This is a genomic window from Butyricicoccus sp. AM05-1 (assembly GCF_003474415.1).
GTDB lineage: Bacteria > Bacillota > Clostridia > Oscillospirales > Butyricicoccaceae > Agathobaculum > Agathobaculum butyriciproducens.
The window spans coordinates 1-8,228 of the sequence record NZ_QUDG01000025.1; the positions used below are offsets into that span (position 1 = coordinate 1).

Consider the following 8,228-nt stretch of genomic DNA (forward strand, 5'->3'; position numbering starts at 1 on the left):
AGCAGCTCAAGGCGGCAGCCTTCCACCGCGACTGCGATATGTCCGAGCTGGTACGGCAGGCACTCGATCAGTTTTTTGCGTAACTTACGGAAATATTAAAGTTAAAAAGTCACAAAGTTATAGCTTTGTGACTTTTTAACTTTTTAACTTTTTAACTTTACGCTGAAATTCTGTTATGAAATACAGGATATACGGACAATTTACCGGCAATACAGGCGATAAAAGTGAGAGTATACTGTGGCCGTTTATCTTAATTTGCGCAATCTGCGGATTGTCGGTATGACGAATCACACGCACAATAAATACAAAACCGTGATGGAAATGATGCTGCGCCACAAGGATACCTTCCCGTGGGAGCGTTTGTTCAACCATCGCTTCCCGCTGGCGCAGGCAGAGGAGGCCGTGAAAGCATGAAGGTCGTCATTGACCCGTGGATGGAGTAAGCAGCATGCTTCCGTCCCGCCCGTAAAACCGCCGTGCGGCTGAAAAAAACAGGGGGGCACGGGGCTTTCACCCCGTCAAGCCGGATTTGCACCATCAAATCCGTTGCTTGTCAGACCATACCACACCTTTTCTTCTCAATAAACAAAACCCGGAGCACAGACTGAAAAAGCAGTCTGTGCTTCGGGTTTATTGGGCGGCGGCGGGCGTGGAGATCAGTTGATTTTGCTGCCGTAAGGGAAAAGTGCTTCTGAAGCTCGAACAGGGGCCGAACGGGTTTCAGTAAGAGCAAGAGCACTAAAAACAGCTATGAGAATTTGGATAATACTAACGAAATAATTGCAAATATTCGTTTGGCTATTGTGTTTATTTTGCAAATATGCTATATATAAGACAAGCAATTCATACGTATGCAAAGAGGTGAAAACAGTTGAAAACGATTACTTCCGTCGAACTTGCCAAATTAGCTGGTGTGTCGCAATCAACGGTTTCCCGTTGCCTGAATGACAGTCCGCTGGTTTCAGAAGAAACCAAGGCAAGAGTCAAAAAGCTGGCGGAAGAATACTCCTTTCAGTTTAACACTAACGCACGGGGGTTAAAAACCAACCGCACCGGTGTGATCGGATATGTATTCTCAGAGGATTTTACCGGCTTTGCAAACCATTATATTCAAAGTGATATTTACTATCGCATACGTATGCAGCTTGTAAAGGAAGGGCTGGATCTGGTGCCGGTGTTCGATGAAGGGAAATACGGTGAGTTTTTTTCCATCGAGAAGAGTATCAGCAATCGACGGTTTGATGCCCTGATCTTTAACCGACCGCAGGTGGATGAGCGTGTCAAAAGCCTACTGCATGAAACAAAAATTCCATTTATCTATATTTACGATACGAACGAATCACTGGATGAGTCGTATATGATCGCACCGAGCCATTCACAGATTGGCGGTCTGGTCGGCAAGGCGTTTTGCGAAGCTGGCTATACACGATTTGTGGAAATTATCGGACCGCAGGATCGAATCGACGTTATACATAAACATGAAGCTTTTGCACGTGTTTTGCATCAGCATGGGCATAAGCTGTCAGATACGCACATTCTGCATGCAGATTACAACCTGAAGCAGGCTACGCAGCAGGTTTTGGAGCATATTGAACTGTTCCAGCCGGGTACAGCGTGTTTTGCGCAGAACGATATGATGGCATTAGGCGCGCTGGAAGCACTGCGCGAGCAGGGCATTCAGGTGCCGGATGATGTGGCTCTGATTGGTTCGGATAATATCCCGATGGGCAGCTGGTTTACGCCGCATTTAACCACTGTGGCAGTAGATTATGACAGGATTATCAATTTAACAGTAGAATGGGTCATGGCAATGGCATCGAACAAACTGCCGGATACCTACCGGTATATACTGGACAGCAAATTGATCATCCGAGACACATTCTGTCCCTCAGCAGGAGAATAATTCTTTTATTCTCCGCAGTTGAATACGTATGCAAACGCGGAAAAGCGTTTCAATTATAAAAAGAAAGAAGGAAAAGAAAATGAAAGGGAAGAAATTGATGGCTATGCTGATGGCGGGATCCTTGCTGCTGGCAGGTCTGACGGGCTGCGGCGGTGCCAATGCAAAGGGCGGCGGTGCTGCGGCAAGTGCGGATGATTACCCGAATGGTCCGGTAACAATCATTTGTCCGTGGGGTGTCGGCGGCGGTGCCGATGTCATCTCCCGCAAGATCTCGGAGGTGGCCAAGAATTATTTTGATCAGCCGATCGTTGTAGAAAATCACACAGGCGCTTCCGGCACCATCGGCATGATGGATGCCATGGATGCGGATGCGGACGGTTATACTATGGTCCTCGCCAACGGTCCGTTATTTTCGTTGACTCCGAAGTACATCGATGTATCCTATGATCTTTCTGATTTCACTATGCTGCGCGGTATGCGTCAGGTTTCGCTGATGATCTTAACCAATCCGCAGAAATCCAGCATCAAGACGTTTGATGATCTGATCAACTACGGCAAAACGCATAAGATCACGTATGCAACTTCCTCCGGCCCGGGCGGTGACCAGTACGTTGTTTCTTCTGCGATGTTCAAGTCGCTTGGTATCGAGGCGGAGCCGGTCGTTATGGGCAGCGAGGCAGAATCGATCAATGCAGTGGTTTCCGGTCAGGTAGACTGCGGTCTGGGTACGCCTCCGGCATACTACTCGCATCAGGAAGAGGGTACGATCCAGGCGGTCGCAACTTTCTATCCGGAAGCGGTTAAGACTCCGTACGGTGAAGTAAAGTCCATCAAGGACTGGGGTGTTGATGTTGAATTTGCCGGCATGGACTGTCTGGCTGTTCGCTCGGACGTTCCGCAGGAGATCGTAGACAAACTGAATGCAATGCTCGATGACGTATATGCCGATTCCAAGTTCACCGGTTTTATGGACGAGATGGGTTATCCGCTGTGGGATGCCAAGGGTGACGAAGTGACGAAGTTTATCGAGGATCAGATGGACAGCATGGACAAATACGTGGAGATGCTCAAGTAACAGGCCGGTCTGTTTAATCTGGTGTGAGAGGTGATAAGATTGAAAGTAAAGCTAAATTCGAATATGATAACAGGCGTTCTGTTTCTGATCGTTTCTGTTGCCCTGCATATTCTGATACCATCGCAGATCCGGACGTATGAAACCAGCGCGGTGACTGCTGCAACAGTTCCGACGCTTCTGATCCGCGGCATGATACTTTGCAGCGTGATCCTGCTGGTACAGGGTATCCTGTCCAAGGAAAAGACCGAATACACGATTTCAGGAGCCATTTTCACTAAAGAAAATCTGCTGCGGCTGAAACCGGTAATCTATATTGCCATGCTGATCGCATACGCGCTACTGCTTCCGCATATTGGATTTATCATTTCCTCGCTGCTGCTTGCCAATGGCATTCTGCTGTATTTCGGTACGAGAAAATGGTGGTTCTATGCGATTGCCAGTGCAAATGTAATCGTTGCGTACTTTGCATTTCAGGCAATGAGCGTGACTCTGCCATAAGAAGGAGGAAGCGCATATGTTAGATAACTTGATGACCGGTTTGGCGCTGATGGCCTCGGCAGAGAGCTTCATTGCAATTTTCATCGGTCTGCTGGCAGGTATCATTATCGGTGCCATTCCGGGTTTGACTGCGGATATTGCGATCATCCTGTGCCTGCCGATTACATACAGTATGGAACCGATCCCGGCGATGCTTCTGCTGCTTGGCTTGTATTGCGGCGGCACATACGGCGGCTCCATTACTGCAATTTTGATCAATACACCGGGTACGCCCTCGAGCGCAGCGACTGTGCTGGATGGTTATCCACTGACGCAGCAGGGCAAGCCGCTGAAGGCTCTGACGATGGCGCTGTATGCCTCGTTTTTCGGTGGCCTGTTCAGTGCGCTGGTATTGCTGTTTGCTGCACCGAGCATTGCACATTTCACACAGATGTTTGGCCCTCCGGAGTATTTCTGCATCGCAGTGTTTGGCTTGTCTATTATTGCAAGCATCTCGAACGGCAATATCATCAAGGGTCTGCTCGGCGGCCTGATCGGTATTTTCATTGCACTGCTGGGACAGGATTCGGTCAGCGGTACGCTTCGGTTTACCTTTGGTGTCCGTCGACTGGGCGCCGGTATCCCGCTGATCGTTACGCTGGTCGGTCTGTTCGCAATTGCCGAATTGCTCAGCCGCTCGGATTATAATCCGCGTACAGATGCAACGCGTAAGCAGCATTTGAAGCTGGACCATGAGAAGCTGTCCTGGGCAGAGATCAAGCGCTGCCTCAAAACAATGACGATCTCTTCGGTGATTGGTACGATTGTGGGTGCTATCCCGGGTACAGGCGGCGGCATTGCAGCCTTTATCAGCTACGATCAGGCGAAAAAGACCTCCAAATACCGTGATCATTTCGGTCACGGCGAGATCGAAGGCGTTTCCGCAACCGAGTCTGCCAATAATGCAACGACCGGTTCTACATTGATTCCGCTTACAACACTGGGCGTGCCCGGTGACGGTTGTACGGCAATTCTTCTGGGTGCATTTATGCTGCAAGGCATGGTGCCCGGTCCCTCCATGTTCAAGGAGCACAGCGATATTCTGTACGGCATTATGATTGGTCTTGTCGTTATCAATATCCTGATGCTGATTATCGGTCGTGTGTTTACCCCGCTGTATGCCAATATCACACGCATTCCTTATGAGCTGATGAGCGCAATCATCATTGTTTACTGCATTACCGGCGTCTATTCGAGCGAAGCCAGCACATTTCAGGTACTTCTGGCGGTCATCATCGGCGCGTTTTCGTTCCTGCTGCGCAAGCTTGGATTCGGTGTTGTACCGATCATCCTCGGCGTAGTTCTTGGTGATCTGGTGGAAACGAATTTCCGCAACTCGATGGTAATGTCCGGCAATTCTCTGTCCATCTTCGTAACACGGCCATTCAGCCTGTTGTTCCTTGCGCTGGCTGTGCTTTCGATTGGAATGTTCTTCTACAAGGCAGCAAAGGACAGAAAAAAGCAAAAAACAGAGTTAAATTAAAAAGGAGTTTCAGATGAAGTATTATACCGAGCCGAGCCGGGAGATCCCGGTTGCGGCAGAAACGGAAGTCCTTGTTGTAGGTGGCGGCCCCGCAGGTTTCGGCGCCGCCCTGCACGCAGCACGCATGGGACGAAAAACGATGCTGATCGAGCAATACGGCGCGGTCGGCGGTGTGGCAACCACGGGCATTATGAGTCATTGGACCGGCAGACAGGACGGCGGCTGCTTTGAAGAGCTGCGCGAAAAGGCACGCGACTGTGAAGCGGAGCAGGTCATCAATCCGGAAAAACTGCGTATTCTGATGCTGGATATGCTGATGGAGGCCGGCGTTAATGTACAGCTGTACACAGGCTTCAGCGATGTCATTATGGAGGGAAACCGCGTTGCGGGTGTAATCACAGAGAGCAAATCCGGCCGGGAAGCGATCCTGAGCAAAATGGTGATCGATTCGACCGGCGACGGCGACGTGGCCGCGCGTGCGGGCGTTCCGTTTGAAAAGGGACGCTCGACGGACGGCGGTATGCAGCCGATGACGATCATGTTCAAGGTTGCCGGCGTAGATATGGATCGCGCCATGTTCTTCTGGGGCTTTGAGGATACGGTCCAGCTGCCGGAAGGCGATCTGCAGACACTCGGTCGTCAGGAATTACCCTCTCCGGCAGGTCATATCCTGCTGTATCCTTCGTCGCTCCCCGGCGTTGTCACAGTCAACATGAGCAATATGACCGATGTGGACGGCACAAATGCAAGAGATCTGAATCGTGCTGAATACGTATGCAGAAAGCAGCTTCCCGAGATTATTGCATTTCTGCGCCGCCATGTGCCGGGATATGAAGGCTGTTATCTGATCGACAGTGCCGATGTGATCGGTGTGCGTGAAACCCGCCGGTTTGAGGCGAATTATCAGCTGAATGAGCAGGATATTGCGCAGGCTCGTACCTTTGAAGACTGGGTAGTTACCAAGTCGAATTTCTTCTTTGATCTGCACAATGTAGAAGGCGCCGGACTGGATGCCAATGGCGAATACAAGGCGTTCAAGCAGCCGAAGCCGTATACGATCCCGCTGCGCTGCTTTGTACCAAAGACGGTGGAGGGTATTCTGCTGAACGGACGCAATATTTCGGGTACGCATAAGGCGCACTCCAGCTATCGTGTTATGCCGATTGTAATGAATATGGGGCATGCTATGGGTATTGTTGCCGCGATGTGTGTTGCACAGAACAAAAAGCCGTTGGAATTAGACATTCACGAAGTGCAGGATGAGCTGCGCAGAACGAATGTAGAACCGTAAACTCAGGGAAGGAGATACAGTTAATATTATGCTGAAACGAATGCCCCGCACGATTGCAGCAGAGCAGTCGCTGAAAAGCGGACTGTTCAAGCTGAGAGATATTGCCGCCTGTGCTTATGGCAATGGAAAGTGGATTCAATACCGGGATGCCGCAGGCACCTGTAAGCTTACGATGTCCATGGGAGAGATCGTAAAAAACGCCAGTGTGGAAGATGTTGAAGTGTCAAAGGCGCTTGCAGTGCTGTCGACAGGTACTCTGCCGGAGAACGGCGTAAAATCTATGGTGATTCTGCTGGTATCTCTGCTGGAAAAAGCAGAGAAACTCGGCTGCACGGAAGCGGATGTGAACGCAGTTTATGCGCTTTTGGAATATGCGGTGAACTATCTGCCGGCTATCGCCAAAGAGAATGGCGGTGAGCTGCTCGGCAGCGTGCTGCCGTACATGACACTGATTAAGCCATTGAACAAACGGGCGCGTGAACTGGGCAATGAACGTGCAGCAGCAACGATGGAATATGCCCTGACAACGCTGCTCCTGATGTTTACCGAAGCCAACGGTGCAAATGGATACGGTGTATATGAACGCATGAAAGCACTGGCGCCCAATCAGTTTTTCAGCCTGAATCAGGTTGGCATTGAGAGGTCAATTTCCGTGGATAGTCCTTATACTGACATCTGGACGATGGGATTTGATCCCATCGATGGAACGATTAAGGATTGTCGCGACATGGCATATCGCGATAAAGAGGAGGACGTACGAAACGTATTACTCGCGGTGAAGAATGCCCTGCAGGTTATTTGGAATATTGCCGCAAGTCTGTGATACGTGAATACACTGTCTGAGACAGCAGGTATGAAATCGCTCCAGCGACCAGCATGTATTTACCCAATCTTCATGACCGGATAAACAAATATCCGACTCCTCCTGTTTGTTTTCCAGATCTCAGTTGTTGAAAATCATATCACCCTACTTTACCCAAAAGGAGCTTCCACGCACGGCGATGGAGGCTCCTTTATTTTTCCGGCGCCCCGAACTGACGCCGCCGCTTTCTCTCCCGGATGAGCGCAGACTTGCTGATGCCGGTCAGCTTAATAACCTGCGCGTAGGAATGGTCCTCAAGCAGAGCCATTGCATGGTCAAGCTGCAAGATCGGCAGCGGTATCTTTTCCGCCATCATCATCGCCATGCTCGGCGCAGCTATTGTGCTGCCCTCTATCGTCTGGATAGGATGTATCCGCCGCTCACAGCAGATTTGCAGGAGCAGGAGAAACACCGCCCTCATTCGGATTGAATCCATCCGGTTGCCGCAGCGCAAAACCGCTGACAGCCCTGCTTATGATTGGAGAACAACCTAAAACAATGAAACGCCATCCGGCAGCGGATAACAAATCCGAGCCGGATGGCGTTATTTGCTACTTTACAAAATTGATGGAGCCGTCATCGTTATTCCATCCACGGGTCGATAACGACCTTCATGCTTTCGCGGGTCATGCTGGCCTTCACGGCCTGCTCTGCCTGCGCCAGCGGGAAGCGATGGCTGAACAGACGCTCCCACGGGAAGGTATCCTTGTGGCGCAGCATCATTTCCATCACGAGTTTGTATTTATTGTGCGCGTGATTCGTCATGCCGACGATACGCAGGTTGCGCGAATTAAGATAAACGGACACGGTATACTCTCACTTTTATCGCCTGTATTGCCGGTAAATTATCTGTATATCCTGTATTTCATAACAGAATTTCAGTGTAAAGTTAAAAAGTCACAAAGTTATAGCTTTGTGACTTTTTAACTTTATTTTTTCCCGTAAGTTACGCAAAAAACTGATCGAGTGCCTGCCGTACCAACTCGGACATATCGCAGTCGCGGTGGAAGGCTGCCGCCTTGAGCTGCTTATGCTGCTCCGGGCGCAGACGCACGGTCACCTGCACGGTAGAGGCTT

9 protein-coding genes are annotated in these 8,228 nt (G+C 50.1%); 7 read left to right on the forward strand and 2 right to left on the reverse strand.

The features are described 5' to 3' along the window. The first annotated feature begins 237 nt into the window (after positions 1-237). The 7 genes from DW088_RS15960 to DW088_RS15480 all read left to right on the forward strand — a co-directional run bounded on the left by DW088_RS15960 (position 238) and on the right by DW088_RS15480 (position 7,112). Positions 238-414: a hypothetical protein gene (locus DW088_RS15960; protein WP_158574728.1), complete on the forward strand. Its 177-nt coding sequence runs from the start codon at positions 238-240 to the stop codon at positions 412-414. 457 nt (positions 415-871) lie between these two features. Then, complete coding sequence (locus DW088_RS15455; RefSeq protein ID WP_118361970.1) at positions 872-1,903, forward strand: LacI family DNA-binding transcriptional regulator; 1,032 nt, start codon at positions 872-874, stop codon at positions 1,901-1,903. Between the two features lie 79 nt (positions 1,904-1,982). Next, entirely contained in the window at positions 1,983-2,978 is a 996-nt protein-coding gene (locus tag DW088_RS15460; protein WP_158574729.1) for a tripartite tricarboxylate transporter substrate binding protein, read from the forward strand. Between the two features lie 39 nt (positions 2,979-3,017). Next, positions 3,018-3,476 carry a tripartite tricarboxylate transporter TctB family protein gene (locus DW088_RS15465; RefSeq protein WP_147356589.1) on the forward strand — a complete coding sequence of 153 codons (459 nt, stop codon included), beginning with the start codon at positions 3,018-3,020 and terminating at the stop codon, positions 3,474-3,476. Positions 3,477-3,492: 16 nt separating this feature from the next. Beyond that, complete coding sequence (locus DW088_RS15470; protein WP_118361976.1) at positions 3,493-4,998, forward strand: tripartite tricarboxylate transporter permease; 1,506 nt, start codon at positions 3,493-3,495, stop codon at positions 4,996-4,998. Between the two features lie 13 nt (positions 4,999-5,011). Beyond that, complete coding sequence (locus tag DW088_RS15475; protein WP_117491949.1) at positions 5,012-6,289, forward strand: FAD-dependent oxidoreductase; 1,278 nt, start codon at positions 5,012-5,014, stop codon at positions 6,287-6,289. Between the two features lie 28 nt (positions 6,290-6,317). Continuing rightward, the gene (locus DW088_RS15480; protein WP_118361978.1) at positions 6,318-7,112 is read left to right on the forward strand and encodes a hypothetical protein; all 795 of its coding nucleotides are present in this window, start codon (positions 6,318-6,320) and stop codon (positions 7,110-7,112) included. Positions 7,113-7,302: 190 nt separating this feature from the next. Here the strand turns inward: DW088_RS15480 and DW088_RS15710 are convergent, their stop codons facing one another. Together DW088_RS15710 and DW088_RS15485 are read right to left on the reverse strand one after the other, a co-directional pair. Further along, on the reverse strand, positions 7,303-7,572 hold the full coding sequence (locus DW088_RS15710; protein ID WP_147356590.1) for a hypothetical protein: 270 nt from the start codon (positions 7,570-7,572) through the stop codon (positions 7,303-7,305). Positions 7,573-7,733: 161 nt separating this feature from the next. Further along, positions 7,734-7,958, reverse strand: coding sequence for a hypothetical protein (locus DW088_RS15485; RefSeq protein WP_118361980.1), 225 nt, complete (start codon positions 7,956-7,958; stop codon positions 7,734-7,736). Positions 7,959-8,228: the final 270 nt, after the last annotated feature.

What these genes read in the sequence shown, in the direction of transcription:
- DW088_RS15470 (WP_118361976.1), top strand. Translation starts at nt 3,493, where the DNA reads ATGTTAGATAACTTGATGACCGGTTTGGCGCTGATGGCCTCGGCAGAG.
- DW088_RS15475 (WP_117491949.1), top strand. Translation starts at nt 5,012, where the DNA reads ATGAAGTATTATACCGAGCCGAGCCGGGAGATCCCGGTTGCGGCAGAA.
- DW088_RS15710 (WP_147356590.1), bottom strand. Translation starts at nt 7,572, where the DNA reads ATGAGGGCGGTGTTTCTCCTGCTCCTGCAAATCTGCTGTGAGCGGCGG.
- DW088_RS15480 (WP_118361978.1), top strand. Translation starts at nt 6,318, where the DNA reads ATGCTGAAACGAATGCCCCGCACGATTGCAGCAGAGCAGTCGCTGAAA.
- DW088_RS15460 (WP_158574729.1), top strand. Translation starts at nt 1,983, where the DNA reads ATGAAAGGGAAGAAATTGATGGCTATGCTGATGGCGGGATCCTTGCTG.